Source organism: uncultured Thermosynechococcus sp. (assembly GCF_937958135.1).
GTDB lineage: Bacteria > Cyanobacteriota > Cyanobacteriia > Thermosynechococcales > Thermosynechococcaceae > Thermosynechococcus.
Genome location: NZ_CALGOG010000093.1, coordinates 1 through 14157 on the forward strand (window position 1 = coordinate 1; position 14157 = coordinate 14157).

14 protein-coding genes are annotated in these 14157 nt (G+C 54.7%); 9 read left to right on the plus strand and 5 right to left on the minus strand.

Features of this window, described 5'->3' with window-relative positions:
- Positions 1-62: 62 nt before the first annotated feature.
- From ndhK to malQ, 4 genes are read left to right on the plus strand one after another with little or no spacing between them, the layout of a single operon-like run.
- On the plus strand, positions 63-776 hold the full coding sequence (gene ndhK / locus Q0711_RS10785; RefSeq protein WP_298617028.1) for a photosynthetic/respiratory NAD(P)H-quinone oxidoreductase subunit K: 714 nt from the start codon (positions 63-65) through the stop codon (positions 774-776).
- Positions 777-803: 27 nt separating this feature from the next.
- The gene (ndhL, locus tag Q0711_RS10790; RefSeq protein ID WP_298617030.1) at positions 804-1034 is read left to right on the plus strand and encodes a photosynthetic/respiratory NAD(P)H-quinone oxidoreductase subunit L; all 231 of its coding nucleotides are present in this window, start codon (positions 804-806) and stop codon (positions 1032-1034) included.
- A gap of 5 nt (positions 1035-1039) precedes the next feature.
- A complete protein-coding gene (locus Q0711_RS10795) occupies positions 1040-1372 on the plus strand; it encodes a DUF3007 family protein (RefSeq protein ID WP_298617031.1) in 333 nt (110 codons plus the stop codon).
- Positions 1373-1395: 23 nt separating this feature from the next.
- Positions 1396-2946: a 4-alpha-glucanotransferase gene (malQ, locus tag Q0711_RS10800; protein WP_299042529.1), complete on the plus strand. Its 1551-nt coding sequence runs from the start codon at positions 1396-1398 to the stop codon at positions 2944-2946.
- A gap of 2 nt (positions 2947-2948) precedes the next feature.
- Here malQ and Q0711_RS10805 read toward each other — a convergent pair whose 3' ends face one another.
- Positions 2949-4298: a pentapeptide repeat-containing protein gene (locus Q0711_RS10805; protein WP_298617045.1), complete on the minus strand. Its 1350-nt coding sequence runs from the start codon at positions 4296-4298 to the stop codon at positions 2949-2951.
- 81 nt (positions 4299-4379) lie between these two features.
- Here Q0711_RS10805 and Q0711_RS10810 point away from each other — a divergent pair, with 81 nt between their 5' ends.
- From Q0711_RS10810 to Q0711_RS10820, 3 genes are all read left to right on the plus strand, one after another.
- Positions 4380-5573: a DegT/DnrJ/EryC1/StrS family aminotransferase gene (locus Q0711_RS10810; RefSeq protein WP_299042533.1), complete on the plus strand. Its 1194-nt coding sequence runs from the start codon at positions 4380-4382 to the stop codon at positions 5571-5573.
- A 119-nt stretch (positions 5574-5692) separates the two neighbouring features.
- Positions 5693-6685, plus strand: coding sequence for a 2-hydroxyacid dehydrogenase (locus Q0711_RS10815; RefSeq protein WP_298616547.1), 993 nt, complete (start codon positions 5693-5695; stop codon positions 6683-6685).
- A 91-nt stretch (positions 6686-6776) separates the two neighbouring features.
- Positions 6777-7982 (plus strand): argininosuccinate synthase, encoded by a 1206-nt coding sequence (locus Q0711_RS10820; RefSeq protein ID WP_298616549.1) that lies wholly within the window; start codon positions 6777-6779, stop codon positions 7980-7982.
- Here the strand turns inward: Q0711_RS10820 and Q0711_RS10825 are convergent.
- Positions 7979-8251: a YciI family protein gene (locus tag Q0711_RS10825; protein WP_298616551.1), complete on the minus strand. Its 273-nt coding sequence runs from the start codon at positions 8249-8251 to the stop codon at positions 7979-7981. The two genes, Q0711_RS10820 and Q0711_RS10825, sit on opposite strands and share 4 nt — an antisense overlap.
- A 95-nt stretch (positions 8252-8346) precedes the next feature.
- On the opposite strand from Q0711_RS10825, the gene Q0711_RS10830 reads away from it, so the two are divergent.
- Entirely contained in the window at positions 8347-9675 is a 1329-nt protein-coding gene (locus tag Q0711_RS10830) for a pentapeptide repeat-containing protein (RefSeq protein ID WP_298976363.1), read from the plus strand.
- A complete protein-coding gene (locus Q0711_RS10835; RefSeq protein WP_298616556.1) occupies positions 9675-10955 on the plus strand; it encodes a CCA tRNA nucleotidyltransferase in 1281 nt (426 codons plus the stop codon). The genes Q0711_RS10830 and Q0711_RS10835 overlap by 1 nt, the downstream gene beginning before the upstream one ends.
- On the opposite strand, the gene Q0711_RS10840 is transcribed toward Q0711_RS10835, so the two are convergent.
- The 3 genes from Q0711_RS10840 to Q0711_RS10850 all read right to left on the minus strand — a co-directional run bounded on the left by Q0711_RS10840 (position 10952) and on the right by Q0711_RS10850 (position 13979).
- Positions 10952-11998 (minus strand): extracellular solute-binding protein, encoded by a 1047-nt coding sequence (locus tag Q0711_RS10840; protein ID WP_298616558.1) that lies wholly within the window; start codon positions 11996-11998, stop codon positions 10952-10954. The genes Q0711_RS10835 and Q0711_RS10840 overlap by 4 nt on opposite strands.
- Entirely contained in the window at positions 11998-13587 is a 1590-nt protein-coding gene (locus tag Q0711_RS10845) for a glucose-6-phosphate isomerase (protein ID WP_298617040.1), read from the minus strand. Before Q0711_RS10845 ends, Q0711_RS10840 begins: the two co-directional genes overlap by 1 nt.
- Positions 13588-13658: 71 nt before the next feature.
- Positions 13659-13979, minus strand: coding sequence for an alpha/beta hydrolase (locus Q0711_RS10850; RefSeq protein ID WP_299042538.1), 321 nt, complete (start codon positions 13977-13979; stop codon positions 13659-13661).
- Positions 13980-14157: the final 178 nt, after the last annotated feature.

Here is a 14157-nt window from a genome sequence, read left to right on the forward strand (position 1 = left end):
GGGGCAAACGCCTATAATCTTAAGTGTTTTTACATTTGGCCGATGTCCCTTGAGGGAACCCTATGACCAATACGACCTCGCCTGCCATTCTCAATCCAATTGCCCGTCCTGAAGTTCCCCAAGAACTTGCTGAAAATATCATCCTTACTTCCCTCAACGATGTCTATGACTGGGCGCGGCTATCGAGCCTCTGGCCCCTTATGTATGGCACCGCCTGTTGCTTCATTGAATTTGCCGCCATGATTGGCTCGCGCTTTGATTTCGACCGCTTTGGCTTAGTGCCCCGCAATAGCCCCCGTCAGGCGGATTTGATTATCACCTCCGGTACCATCACCATGAAGATGGCACCCGCCCTGGTGCGTCTTTACGAGCAAATGCCCAATCCCAAGTACGTGATTGCCATGGGGGCTTGCACAATTACAGGGGGCATGTTTAGCTCCGACTCCTATTCTGCAGTGCGCGGCGTGGACAAGTTGATTCCTGTGGATGTGTATTTGCCCGGCTGTCCGCCCCGGCCAGAGGCGATCATGGATGCGATCGTCAAGCTGCGTAAGAAAATTGCCAACGAGCATATTAGTGAGCGCGGCAATCTTGCCCAAACCCAGCGTCTCTTTACTGCCAAGCACAGGATGAAGCCCGTACCCCCCATTCTCACAGGGCAATATCTCAGTGCCCCCACTCGCCAAGCGCCGCCCCCCGCCCTTGCTGCAGCCATGGGAATAGCAGTTCCGGCCCTTGAGGAACCTGTAGGCGAAACTAGCGCTGTTTCAGAGTAATTTCATTCTTATTAAGAGGGAGCAGTCATGGCAGTTTCAATAGAACTTTTGGTACTGGGTGCTTATGTAGGTTTGGCAGGGCTGTATCTGCTGGTGGCGCCAGCAATTGTCTATGTCTATTTGCATCGGCGCTGGTATGTGGCCAGTTCCTTTGAGCGGGCGTTTATGTACTTTCTCGTTACTTTCTTTTTCCCAGGACTGTTGCTTTTAGCTCCCTTTATTAACTTCCGTCCACAACCACGCTCCCTCAATTCCTAGGGGCTATGCGCCGCATTGATGTGCTTGGGATTGGGATTGGTATTTTCTTGACGGGCGGCTTGGTCTATGGCCTGTTGCGGGCCGTGGGAATTGAGCCGCTGCAAGCGGGAATTTGGAGCCAAGCAATTTTTGTTTTGGGGGTTCTGGGTTGGGTCTGCACGTATCTACTGCGAGTTTTTACGGGACGGATGACCTACCATCAGCAACTCAAAGACTATGAGGAGGCAGTGATTCGCGATCGCCTAGCACGCCTGTCACCAGAGGAATTAGCTGCCCTTGAGGCAGAACTCCAAGCGGAATCCACTGAGACTGCGAATCTAGAATTAGGCGATAATTAGCTCAAGTTTCCCTTAGCTTGAGCATGCACTTTCCCCGCTCCTGTGGTTTACTGCTTCATCCCACGTCCCTACCCGGTGGTCACGGCATTGGTGACTTAGGGGCTGCGGCCTATAAGTTTCTTGACTTTTTAGTGGCCGGTGATCAGCAGTACTGGCAGGTGTTGCCCCTAGGACCCACCGGCTCTGGCAACTCTCCCTACATGTGCTACTCGGCCATGGCCGGCAACCCCTTGCTCATTAGTTTGGACGAGTTGGTCAAAAAGGGCTGGTTGACGGCCGCTGATTTAGCAGGACTCACCCTTGAGAATGGCGATCGCGTTGATTTCGAGGCCGTCATTCGCCAAAAATTACCCCTGCTGCGCCTTGCAGCTCAGCGCTTCCAGCGTCAAGCCACCCCAGAAGACTGGCAAGCCTTCCGTGAGTTTCAAGACCTTGCCCACTACTGGCTGCCCACCTATGCCCTCTTTATGGCACTTAAGGATCACCACGAGGGACAGCCGTGGTATGAATGGCCCGCCCCCTTGCGGCACCGTCAGCCAACCGCCCTTGCCGCTATTCAAGTCGTTCTTGAAGAGCGCATTTTTGAGTACGAGTTTCAGCAATTTCTCTTTTACCAGCAGTGGCACGCCCTCAAGGAAGCTGCCCATCAACAGGGGATTCAAATTATTGGGGATATTCCCATCTATGTGGCTCACGACAGTGCCGATGTTTGGGCTTTTCCCCAATTTTTTGAGCTTAATCCCGAAACCGGCGCTGCCGCCCTCATGGCCGGTGTGCCCCCCGATTACTTTAGTGCCACAGGTCAACTGTGGGGCAACCCCATTTACAACTGGAAAGCCCTTGCTGCCGATGGCTACTCTTGGTGGATTGAGCGCTTCCGTGCTCTGCTCTCCTACGTGGACATTATCCGGGTTGATCACTTTCGCGGCTTTCAAGGCTACTGGCAAGTCCCTGAAGGGGAGGAAACAGCCGTCAATGGCGAGTGGCAACCAGGCCCCGGTGCCGCCTTCTTTGAGGCGCTACAAGCTGCCTTGGGACGATTGCCAATTTTAGCCGAAGATTTAGGGGAGATTACCCCCGATGTCATTGCCCTGCGAGATCAGTTTCAATTTCCAGGGATGAAAATCCTCCAATTTGCCTTTAGTGGTGGCTCGGATAACCCCTTCTTGCCCTTTAATCAAGAGCGCAACTGTGTGGTGTACACGGGCACCCACGATAACGACACAACTGTCGGTTGGTACCGCAATCTGAGTGACCGGGAACGGCAGCGCTTCATTGACTATTTGGGCTATACCCCCAGCGAACCCCACTGGGCGTTGATTCGTATGGCCTTAGGCACCGTTGCCAACCAAGCCATTATTCCTGTTCAAGATTTGCTCGGCCTCGATAGTCATGCCCGCATGAATTTCCCCGGTACTGGCGAAGGCAACTGGGCATGGCGGCTGACTGCCGATCAACTCACCCCTGAACTTGCGGCTCATTTGAAGCATTTGGTGCATCTCTTTGGCCGTCAAGCCCCACCGAGACCCCAGCCTGTAGAAACCGAGGCGGAATCCCGCGGCAGCGCAGAGTAGCACTAAGCTCGCCGCCGCCCATCGGGCATAATCGTGCCCCGCAAGTCCACTTCACTGAGGTTCGCACCGCTCATATCCGCAGCGGTCAGGTTCGCCCGCGTCAAATCCGCCCGTGATAGGTTAGAGCCTGAGAGGTTGGCATCCCCTAGGTCGGCTCCACTTAAGTTAACACCACTGAGATCCACCGTTGCCAGTAAGCTGCCACTAAAGGTGGCGCGGCTGAGGGTGGCTCCACTCAGGGTAGCACGGCTAAGATTTGCTTCTGAGAGGGTCGCACGGCTCAGGTTGGCTCCCACCAAGCGGGCACGGCAGAGATTTGCCTCCACGAGATCGGCACGGCTAAAGTTAGCTTCTGCTAACTCCACTTCGCGGAGGTTGGCACCGCTGAGATTGGCGCCCCGCAGCTTCACCCCATTAAAGACTAGACCACTAAGATTGGCACTGCGTAGATCCGTTTGACTCAAATCCGCGTTGTCCAGCAATGCCCCCTGCAAATTTGCCCCTTGGAGATTGGCGCCCCGCAGATTGGTGCCCACCAGTTTGGCGTGGCTGAGGTTGGCACCCCGTAGATTCGCCCCACTGAGATCCGCGCGGCTCAGGTTGGTATGACTTAGGTTCGCGCCACCGAGATTGGCACCACTGAGGGTCACATCTGATAGCTCTAGGGAAGACAAATCCGCCTTTGCCAGTTCGGCACCCACAAGATTCGCCTTGGCAAGGTTAGCTTCACTGAGTTTGACTTCTGTGAGATCAACGCGGCTAAGATTGGCACCCGTGAGATTCGCCGCCGTTAAATTCGCACCACTGAGGTTGGCACCGCTGAGATTGGCGCCACTGAGATTGGCATTGCTGACATCGGCCTGAATCAAATCCACACGGGTCAGGTTCGCCTGTTTTAGATCCGTACCATGCAAGTTGGCGCCCTGTAAATTTGCTCCCGAAAGGTTAACGCCCTCGAGGGTCAGTCCCCGCAAATCCGCATTGGCCAGATCCACGCGGGAGAGGTTTGCACCCTGAAGCACCGTTCCCCGCAGTATAGTTTCCCTGAGTTCAGCGCGGCTGAGATTCGCGCGCGTCAGGTTCGCCCAACTGAGATCACTGCGGCTCAAGTTTGCCCCGGCAAGGTTGGCGTCCACCAGTTCTGTTTTGATGAGCATGGCATTGACAATTTCTGACCCACAGAGCACCGCACCGCTGAGATTTGCTCCGCTCAGGTTGACCCACTCCATGTCGGCACGGGAGAGAATAATCCCCCGTAGATCCGCGTTGATAAACTCGCCATTGGTCAAACTGGCACGATTGAAGTCCCGTTCACCGCTGGCATAGCGTTTTAACAACTCTTGGGGATTCATCAAAAAAACAGGTCTAAAACCCCGCCCTTGCGGGCGGCTTTACACTCTAAGACTAGCTTAATTCCCTAAGGCCATGAGAGGATGATAAAAGACTTGCGCTCGATGCCGGCATGGCGATCAATGGACACCATTCCCATTTTAGATCTGAAAGCCCAATATCAATCCCTGCAAGCAGATATTGATCGCGCAGTTGCCCGCGTATTAGCCTCAGGTCAGTTCATTCTAGGGCCAGAGGTGCAGGCCTTCGAGGAAGAGGTGGCCGCCTATTTGGGGGTGCGCCATGCGGTGGCGGTTAATTCGGGCACCGATGCCCTGGTCATTTCCCTGCGCAGTTTGGGGGTGGGGGCGGGAGATGAGGTCATCACTACCCCATTTTCGTTTTTTGCGACCGCAGAGGCGGTTAGTTTGGTAGGTGCCCGCCCGGTCTTTGTGGATGTGGAACTGGACTCTTTTAACCTTGATCCCAGTAAAGTTACGGCAGCCATTACCCCCCGCACTAAGGCTATTTTGCCTGTGCATTTATTTGGACGACCGGCGGCCATGGGAGCCATTGTTGAAGTTGCTCAAGCCCATGGGTTAGCTGTTCTGGAAGATTGTGCCCAGTCCTTTGGTGCCCGCTATTGCCCGCCCTGTGAAAATTGTCAATGTACAGCGGCAACTCAACAGACCTTAGCGAATCAATTTACGGGGGCGATCGGGAGCATGGGTGCCTTTTCCTTCTTTCCGACAAAAAACTTGGGTGCCTATGGTGATGGGGGGTTGATTACCACCAACGATGATGATCTCGCCGAGCGATCGCGCATGCTGCGGGTACATGGGTCTCGACAGCGCTACCATCACGAGATGATCGGCTACAACTCTCGCTTAGACAGCCTGCAGGCAGCGATTCTGCGAGTGAAACTACCCCATATTGACCGTTGGAACCAAGAACGACGGCGGGTAGCGCAAACCTACCATCAGGCCTTAGCAGGTCTGGAAATGATAGTTACCCCTAGGATAGTGCCGGGACATGTGTTTCATCAATATACGATTCGGGTGCTCGATGGCCGGCGGGATGCCCTTGCGGCTTATCTGAAGGCAGCTGGCATTAGTTCAATGGTTTACTACCCGATTCCCCAGGATCACTGTCCAATGTACAAGGGGCAATCTCCACCGAATCCGGTGAGCGATCGCCTCGCCAACGAGGTACTCAGCCTCCCCATTTGGCCTGAATTAAGCGATGCCACCATTGAGTATATTGCGGCAACCATTCGTCAGTTTTTTCAGCGGCTGTAGAAAGAATTCCCAAGGCGTTGTCTTGCCTTAACAAATCCTTAAAGTCCCACTCGCTAAGCTAGCTACAGCGCCTCTAGGAAGAGAGCGATCCTGTTGTTGAGGGTTCGGAGAACGATGCTATGAAGGTTGCGGTTTTCAGTGCCAAATCCTACGATCGCGAGTTTTTGAATGCCGCCAATGCTGCCCAAGGCTATCCCCATTACCTAAGCTACTACGATGTGCGCTTGCAGCCTAAAACCGTGGCTCTTGCCAAGGGGCATGGGGCTGTCTGTGGGTTTGTCAACGACGATCTCGGAGCAGAGACCCTAAAACGGCTGGCGGAATTGGGGGTGCGTCTGGTCACCTTGCGCTGTACTGGCTATAACAATGTGGACTTAGCCACAGCGGCCAGCTTGGGAATCAAGGTCACCCGTGTCAGCGCCTATTCTCCCTACTCTGTGGCGGAGCATACCGTGGGGCTAATCCTGATGTTGAATCGTAAACTCCACCGCGCCTACAACCGCGTGCGGGATGACAATTTTTCCCTGGAGGGACTGATGGGGTTTGACCTCCATGGCTGTACGGTCGGGGTTATTGGCACCGGTAAAATTGGCAACATTGTTGGCCGGATTATGCATGGTTTTGGCTGCCGCGTGTACGGCTATGATCCTTACCCCAATGAAACCTTTAGTGCAATAGGCACCTACACAACCCTAGAAACCCTGCTGGCGGACTCCGACATTGTCACGCTCCACTGTCCCCTTGTTCCAGAAAATGAACATCTAATCAACGCCACCACAATTGCACAAATGAAAAAGGGGGTAATGCTAATCAATACCAGTCGCGGCAAATTGGTGGACACCAAAGCCGTCATCGAGGGCATTAAAAGCGGCCAAATTGGCTATTTGGGAATTGATGTCTATGAAGAGGAAGGCTCCCTCTTTTTCCAAGACCTCTCGGACACGATTATTCAGGATGATACCTTCCAACTCCTGCAATCCTTCCCGAATGTGGTCATCACTGCTCACCAAGCCTTCTTTACCCGCAACGCCCTCACGGATATTGCCCGGACCACGATTGAAAATTTGACCTGTTTTGAGCAAGGTCTGCCCCTGGCAAACGAAGTCAAATAGACGCAGGGCTTTGTCTAAACGGTTATCCCCATCACGTTTCGGACAAGCAGATCCGCTATAGTAGCGATCGCGTTTATTTCAGGAAAAAATCATGGGGCGCGCAGAAAAAGTCATTTTGGCCTATTCGGGCGGGGTAGATACTTCCGTGTGTATTCCCTATCTCAAACATGAATGGGGAGTTCAGGAAGTCATTACCCTTGCGGCTGATTTAGGACAGGGAGATGAACTAGAGCCGATTCGCCAAAAAGCCCTAGATTCTGGTGCCAGTGCCTCGTTGGTGGTGGATGCCAAGGAAGACTTTATCCGCAACTACGCTTTTCCGGCCATTCAGGCCAACGCCCTTTACGAAAATCGCTATCCCCTCTCAACTGCCCTTGCTCGCCCCCTGATTGCCAAGCTCTTGGTGGAGGCGGCTGCCGAGTATGGGGCTGATGCCGTTGCCCACGGCTGTACAGGGAAAGGCAATGATCAAGTCCGCTTTGATGTGGCGATCGCGGCCCTCAATCCCAACCTCAAGGTCTTGGCACCGGCGCGTGAATGGGGCATGAGCCGTGAAGAAACCATTGCCTACGGCGAACGCTTTGGCATTCCCGCCCCCGTGAAAAAATCTTCCCCCTACAGTATTGACCGCAATCTTTTGGGACGCAGTATTGAGGCAGGCCCCCTTGAGGATCCGTGGATTGAACCCTCAGAGGAAATCTACTTGATGACCCAACCCATTGAAAACACGCCCAACTCCCCGGAGGATGTGGAGATTGGCTTTGAAGCAGGCATGCCCGTCAGCCTTGATGGTCGCTCCCTAGATCCTGTAGCCCTCGTCAGTGAACTCAATGAGCGGGTCGGTCGCCATGGATTTGGTCGGATTGACATGATTGAAAATCGCCTTGTGGGCATTAAATCCCGCGAAATATACGAAGCCCCTGCCCTGTTGGTGCTCATTGACGCGCACCGCGATTTGGAAAGTTTGACCCTGACTGCGGATGTTACCCAGTACAAGCGGGGCATTGAAGAGACCTACAGTCGCTTGGTCTATAACGGCCTCTGGTACAGTCCCCTCAAGGAAGCCCTTGATGCCTTTATTCAACAGACCCAAAAACGGGTGACGGGTACCGTGCGCGTCAAACTCTTTAAGGGAACTGCACGGGTGGTGGGGCGGCAATCCCCCTACTCTCTCTATAGCTCCGAGTTAGCAACCTACGGCGCTGCGGATCAGTTTGATCACAGGGCAGCCGAGGGCTTTATCTACGTCTGGGGGCTACCCACCCGTGTCTGGGCAGAAAAACTACGCCAAGGCTAATCGGGGGCTTCGACAATACACCACTCGTGGAGTTCGTAGTGGACACACCGGTGTTGGACAAGGGGGTCACGGGCAACGATTTCCTCGGCCGCCTTGCGGGAATCCGCCTGAAACAGCAACATGCCACCCCCGCGCTCAGCCCAGTATCCCGTGCGGGCTTGATGCCCTGCGGCAATGAGGGAGCGGACATAGGCGCGATGGGCGGGGACATATTGATCAAAGGTTGCCTTATCCACAATGCCGCGTTCAATTTTGACAAACCATGGCATGGGTGCTTGGCTCCTGCGGATTTGAATCAACACCTAGAATAGCTATAGCACTGTGCCCTCGTCACTTTTCTGTTGTGCCTTGATTGGGAGCAGCCATGAGCAAAGCCATTACCCTTGAAACGTTGTTAAGTGAGTTTGCCCGTGGGGTGCGGAATTTCCGTGGCGTCAATTTGGCCGGGAGCATGTTTCCTCTTGTGCAACTCAGCCATGTGGATCTTGCGGGCGCTAATCTTCAGGGGATTAACTGGAGTGGCGCAGATCTGATCAAGGCAAATCTCGCCAATGCCAATCTGCAGGGGGCAAACCTAATTGGTGCCGATTTGAGTGGTGCCAATCTTACGGATGCCAATTTGCAGGAGGCGCTGCTCAGTGGCGCTATCTTAGTGGGTGCCTATCTCTCGCGAGCGAATCTACAGCGGGCTGTGCTCAGTGGCGCTATCCTCAAGGGAGCTGTTCTGCGCGACAGTAACCTGAACGAAGTCAATGTAGTGGGAGCAGATCTTTCGGAGGCGGATTTAAGGGGAGCGATCGCTCGCCGTCGCGATCTAGAGGAAGCTAAACTGTCGGGGGCAACACTGCCCAACGGTGAGGTGGTCTTTGACGCAGAGGAACTGGAAGAGATTCCCGTGGCTTCGACAGTGGAGCACACAGCGGCAATGGCAACCGCCACTGAAACCACAGTTTTGGAGTGGACCAACGAGCAAGTCATTGAAAAGCTGATTTTGCAACAACATCCCTTGCCCTCCTCCTGCCAAAGTGCTGACCTGAAGGTGGTTCATCTTGATAATCACTGCTATCAGTTGCGAACGGCGAATGACACTGTGGTTGCTATGGTGGAGGGAGCGAGTGTTGCCGAGGAAACTGTAACCGTTTTTTCAGAAGCTCCCTTTGCGGATTTGGTGGCCAGTGTGCTCCAAGCCCTTTCCTTTTTGCCGACGCAATACATTCCTGAGCCTATACCCGCATGGCAATACGAGCAGGTGCCGATTCCTGCGGGAAGTGAAGTTCGTTTCGGAACTGCACGACAACTTTGGAAAGCGTGGTGGCTCCTTCTGAAGTCCACGGCCACAGGGCAGGAGTTGTCCCAATTGGAACCCTTACAACTGTTGGTGGGCAAAAGTTGGCAACCCATTTGCGACATTGCCTTTTCACCCTCGGCCAGTGGGGGCGTGATTATCAAAACCCCTACGGGCGATCGCCCCTATTCTGCGGATGCGTTGCTGACTTGGCTGGAAAGTGTCCGGTCTGGAGCACCGACAACCCCTAGCCCAGTGCCCACCCCTACAACCTCCCTCTGGAACGGTGTGCTGAAGTTTGAAAAGAACTGCTTGACGATCCAAACGGCGGCAGGACCCGTCTATGTGCGGGGTGAAAATTTGACGGTCACCCTTGGTGGTCAGACGATCGATCTGAACCAACTCTAATGGTCGTCATTCAACCCTTTGATTTTAGTCGCTGGCCGATTGCCGTCAGTGATTTACCTGCGGACACCTACCTTGTGGGGGGAGCGGTGCGGGATGCCCTCCTAGGGCGCACAACGTTGTACCCCGACTTGGATTTTATTGTGCCGGCGGAGGCGATCGCCCTGGCAAAAAAACTGGCGGACAAGTACAGGGCTGGCTTAGTGGTGTTGGATCGAGAGCGGCAGATTGCCCGCTTGGTCTTTGCCAATACAACTGTGGATATTGCCCGGCGCCATGGAGAAACGCTTCTAGCGGATTTGAGCGATCGCGATTTTCGCCTCAATGCCATTGCCTATGACATTCACCACCACCACATTGTGGATCCCCTCGGTGGTCTGTTGGATTTACAACGCCGCCAAATTCACTATGTGGCACCGGAAAATCTGGCTGCTGATCCTCTGCGACTCCTGCGTGCCTATCGCCAAGCTGCCCAACTCCAATTCACGATTACGCCGGAAACACGGCAGGTGATCCAAAGCCTTGCTCCTAAATTGCGGCAGGTGGCAGCCGAACGGGTGCGGGTGGAACTCAGTTACCTCCTTAGTGCCGTTGAAGGTGCAGCCCAAGTGACCCTTGCCTTTCGCGATGGGGTGTTGCCGGTGTGGTTGCCTGCGGTAACCGAGGAGCGCATTACCCACTACCATGCCCTTGAGTCCACCCTGGCCAATTTTCCCTTCCCTGCCCTTTGGCCGGCGCTGACGAAATCCATTGCGGCAACCACTGCCCCCGGTGAGCCTCAACGGCGCACCCTAGCGGCTTTGGCCAAACTCACCTGCCTTGTCAATGCCAGCGATCGCCAAGCTGCCGAGGAACTGACGGCCCTCACCTACACCACCGCTGAAATTCGCATTGTGCAAGTCCTGTGCCGTCTCCTCCAAAACTGGTTGGTTCCCCTTCAACAGCCCCTCAACCGTGAGCAGGCCTTTTATCTATTCCGAACCGCGGGGAGCTATTTTCCAGCCTTTGTTGCCCTTGCTCTTAGCCGTGGTGTGCCCAAAGACCATCTGGCACCGCTGGTCAAGGCTTGGTTAGACCCCAGTGATCCCGTTGCCCATCCCCCTCAATTGCTGCGGGGCGCCGACCTGGTGGAACAGTTTCATGTCTTGCCGGGACCGCAGGTGGGTGAATTGTTACGAGCGGTGGAAGCAGCGCAAGCGCGGGGAGAAGTTGGCGATCGCCCCCAAGCCTTGGCCTATGTGGCACAGCTGCTGAATTGTTCAACCCAAGCGGGTCGGCATTAGAATCTCGTCAAAAAAATCTCTTGCCAAAGGGCGCTATAGGTCTTTTGGGTTGCCATATCGAGGGGCAGCAATACCTCACTCTGGGCAAGAGCAGTGGGAGCAGCAAGGGGAATATAGCGGTGAAAGAGAGTATCCGTTAGATTGCCCACCAAGGGGGAGGGAGCATTACTAAATTGACTCAGTTGCTCAGCCACCTCTGGCTGCCACCAGTAGTTTAACCAATCCAAGGCTGCGCGATCCGGCTCTTGGCCACAGACCCACAAATCCGCCCACAACGCTGTCCCACTGGCAGGGAATATTGCGGCATAGGTTTGCGGATCCTGCTTCAGCAACGGCAGCACATCCGTTGACCAACCCACTGCCAATTGTGTACTTCCCAGCATCAGGGGTTGTAGGTAGGCATCGGAACTAAAGAAGCGGCAACCTTGGCGCAGTTGAGACAATCGCTCCCGCAATTGGGGGTGGGTGGGTGGGGCATTGTAGGATAGCCCTAGGGATTTCAAAGTTAAGCCAATCACTTCGCGGGGGGTATTTAACAAGCTGTAGTGCCCCTGAACTGCGGGGTGCCATAGGGCATGCCAATCTCTGGGTTCCCAGCCCAACTCGGCAAAAAAATCGCGGCGATAAATGAGAACAGTGGCGCCCCAGCGATAGGGAAGCCCCCAGAGGACATCCTCTTTGCTGATGAATTGCAGAAAAGACTGCCAAGGTTCTGCCCAGTCAACCTTGGTTTGAATCAGTCTTTTCGGAATGGGAGCAATCTGCCGCTGGCGAATCGCCTCTGCCAACCAAGCATCCCCCAGACTTAACACCCCTGTTCCCAAGTTGCCTACTGCGAGGAGGTGGGCTAACGCTTGGGGGGTTTCCTGAAGACGTAAACGCAGTGCAACCCGCGACTGTTGGCGAAAGCGGCGAATGAGTTGTGGCGGTAAGGATTTGCGCAAGAGATGAACGGTTAGGCCGCCATTGGCACTCCCTTGACACCCACTGAGGGCGATCGCTCCAAGGGCAAATGCCCCCTGACAAAATTGCCGCCGCTGCATTAGCGTTGCCACCGAAACTGTAGTTGAGCGGGCTGAGCTGGATCTCCCAGTTGCTCGATGCCGCGATCGTTGGCCACAAGGTGCCGCAGGATCAGGTAGATGCGTTCCAGTTGATCGGGGGCATTCACAGCCTTGGCGATCGCCCCCAAGTCAAGGGGATCATCACTTTGTTCTAAAACTTTGACAATCTGCCGTTGCAGCGCCAAATTCGCCGCCGCTGCCTTCTTCCCGGCTTCTACGCCCGGCTGATGGTAGGCATTGATATTGATCAGGAAGCCATAGAGACCCACTGCTCGCTCGTAGAGAGCAATCAGGGCACCCACTGTTTTCGGTGTCACCTCTGGGATCGTCACCGTCAAGGAAGGGCGATCCTTTTCATAGAGGGCTTGGCGCGTACCTAGGAGCAGGCCACTGAGGTAATCTCCTGAGGTAATTCCCGGCTCCACCTCAATACCGGGTTCTTGAGCATCCCGCAGCACCTCAATAAACGTGACAAAGAAGTTGGGCAGGCCATCCCGCAACTGCTGCACATAGGCATGCTGATCCGTTGTCCCTTTGTTGCCATAGACTGCAATCCCTTGGTGGACAATATTGCCGTCGAGGTCTTTTTCTTTGCCGAGGGATTCCATCACCAACTGTTGCAAGTAGCGGCTAAACAACAACAGGCTATCTTTGTAGGGGAGAACAACCATATCCTTTTCACCCCGACCCTTGCCTGCATGGTGCCAAGCCAAGGCCAGTAGGGCAGCGGGATTTTGACGGATCTGCGGCACACGGGTCGCCTGATCCATCAGCTTGGCTCCTTCGAGCAAAGCGTCAATATCAATCCCTTGCAGGGCGGCGGGCAACAGACCCACGGTTGAAAGTTCGGAAGTGCGCCCCCCCACCCAGTCAAACATCGGGAAAATGGCAAGCCAGCCGTTGGACTCCGCCACTTGGGCAAGACCACTAGCGGGCATGGTGACGGCTACGGCGTGAGCGGCAAAGGCTAAACCAGCGCGTTGGAAGCGGGCTTGGGTCTCCAACATGCCATTGCGGGTTTCTGGCGTCCCTCCCGATTTGGAAATGACGAGCACCAGGGTTGTCCGCAGGCGATCGCCCAGTTCGGCAAAGACCCGCTCGAATCCTGCGGGATCGGTGTTGTCCAAAAAATGAATGTTCAGGGGTGGATTGACAGGAGCGAGGGCAGACGCCACAAACTGCGGTCCAAGGGCAGACCCACCAATGCCAATGGAGAGAATATCCGTGAAGCGACCCCCTTGGGGTGGGGCAATGACACCGCTGTGCACCTCTTGGCTAAACCGCTTCACTTGGGCAATGGCATTGCGAATCTCTGCACGCAACTGCGGCGTGGGGGCCAAATCCGCATCCCGCAGCCAGTAGTGTCCCACCATCCGACCCTCATCGGGATTGGCGATCGCCCCCGCTTCCAATTCCTTCATTTGCCGAAAGGCACGCTCAAAAGCCGGCTCTAGGCGCTGTACGACCGCCGGGGTCAGCCCCATGCGACTGACATCCACATAGAACTCCAATTCAGGGTGGTAGTATAACCAATCTTGGTAATGCTGCCAAAGAGCCAAAGCATCCATAAAAATACTCTCGCGCTACGATCTCAGCGTACCTCAACAACTGTCCCCTGCTGAGAAAGCTGAGTTTTCCCTTAATAAACGCCCCCGCTAGACTGCGCTCTTAAAAAAGTGGCAAATTCCTCTAAGGCTAGCCGCAAGCGATCGCCCGCCACCTCAACGAAATCATTGTGATTGGCACCCTCGACCCAGAGGGAAAATTTTGGCTTACGGGCAATGGCAAAAAGGTACTGGCCATGAGGAAAGGGCACGATGCTGTCGGCAGTACCGTGGAGAATTAACACCGGCACCTTTAAGTGCGGCAGTTTATTCCTGTTGATAAATCGATCAAAGGGAAACAGTGGGAAAGGCACCACCACCCGAAAGATGGAAGTGAAGGTATTTTCTAACACCAACCGTTCTGCAATACCTATGCAAATCTAGCCATTACTTGCTAAGACCCCTACGGGGCTGCTTGCTTCCTGCTTCACCGAGGCCGGTTTCGCTGCTACCGTCTGGTAGCGGCCAGCGCCTTCCTCTCCACAGGCTTCACATCCGGCGGAACTCGCCGTAGAGCGTCCATCAGCCAAGATA

What these genes read in the sequence shown, in the direction of transcription:
- Q0711_RS10840 (WP_298616558.1), bottom strand. Translation starts at nt 11,998, where the DNA reads ATGCAGCGGCGGCAATTTTGTCAGGGGGCATTTGCCCTTGGAGCGATC.
- Q0711_RS10795 (WP_298617031.1), top strand. Translation starts at nt 1,040, where the DNA reads ATGCGCCGCATTGATGTGCTTGGGATTGGGATTGGTATTTTCTTGACG.
- Q0711_RS10810 (WP_299042533.1), top strand. Translation starts at nt 4,380, where the DNA reads ATGATAAAAGACTTGCGCTCGATGCCGGCATGGCGATCAATGGACACC.
- Q0711_RS10815 (WP_298616547.1), top strand. Translation starts at nt 5,693, where the DNA reads ATGAAGGTTGCGGTTTTCAGTGCCAAATCCTACGATCGCGAGTTTTTG.
- Q0711_RS10820 (WP_298616549.1), top strand. Translation starts at nt 6,777, where the DNA reads ATGGGGCGCGCAGAAAAAGTCATTTTGGCCTATTCGGGCGGGGTAGAT.
- ndhL (WP_298617030.1), top strand. Translation starts at nt 804, where the DNA reads ATGGCAGTTTCAATAGAACTTTTGGTACTGGGTGCTTATGTAGGTTTG.
- ndhK (WP_298617028.1), top strand. Translation starts at nt 63, where the DNA reads ATGACCAATACGACCTCGCCTGCCATTCTCAATCCAATTGCCCGTCCT.
- Q0711_RS10825 (WP_298616551.1), bottom strand. Translation starts at nt 8,251, where the DNA reads ATGCCATGGTTTGTCAAAATTGAACGCGGCATTGTGGATAAGGCAACC.
- malQ (WP_299042529.1), top strand. Translation starts at nt 1,396, where the DNA reads ATGCACTTTCCCCGCTCCTGTGGTTTACTGCTTCATCCCACGTCCCTA.
- Q0711_RS10830 (WP_298976363.1), top strand. Translation starts at nt 8,347, where the DNA reads ATGAGCAAAGCCATTACCCTTGAAACGTTGTTAAGTGAGTTTGCCCGT.
- Q0711_RS10845 (WP_298617040.1), bottom strand. Translation starts at nt 13,587, where the DNA reads ATGGATGCTTTGGCTCTTTGGCAGCATTACCAAGATTGGTTATACTAC.
- Q0711_RS10805 (WP_298617045.1), bottom strand. Translation starts at nt 4,298, where the DNA reads ATGAATCCCCAAGAGTTGTTAAAACGCTATGCCAGCGGTGAACGGGAC.
- Q0711_RS10835 (WP_298616556.1), top strand. Translation starts at nt 9,675, where the DNA reads ATGGTCGTCATTCAACCCTTTGATTTTAGTCGCTGGCCGATTGCCGTC.